Annotated in this window: 1 protein-coding gene; it reads left to right on the forward strand. The window is 61.0% G+C overall.

Translation table 11 applies throughout. The features are described from left to right. Positions 1–372: glycine--tRNA ligase subunit alpha (locus R5H29_RS14855; RefSeq protein ID WP_332329372.1), on the forward strand; the 372-nt coding region annotated here is incomplete at both ends.

Below are 372 nucleotides of genomic sequence, written 5' to 3' on the forward strand. Positions count from 1 at the left end.
GCACCATGGCTCCCGAGACATTTTTACGCGTCCTTGGCCCAAGGCCGCATCGGGTCGGGTACATTCAGCCGAGCCGCCGTCCCGCCGATGGCCGGTACGGCGAGAATCCGAACCGGCTGTATAAGCACCAGCAGTTCCAGGTAATCCTGAAGCCGTCGCCCGACGACATCCTGGATCTGTACCTGGCGTCGCTCGAAGCGATCGGTATCGACCTCCGCAAGCACGACATCAAGTTCGAGGAAGACAACTGGGAAGCGCCGACGCTCGGCGCCTGGGGAGTCGGCTGGCAGGTGATGCTGGACGGGCTGGAGATCACCCAGTTCACGTATTTTCAACAATGCGGCGGGATCGATCTCGATTTGGTTCCTGCTG

The sequence above is a fragment of the Stenotrophomonas sp. A3_2 genome (assembly GCF_036624925.1).
Lineage (GTDB): Bacteria > Pseudomonadota > Gammaproteobacteria > Xanthomonadales > Xanthomonadaceae > Stenotrophomonas > Stenotrophomonas hibiscicola.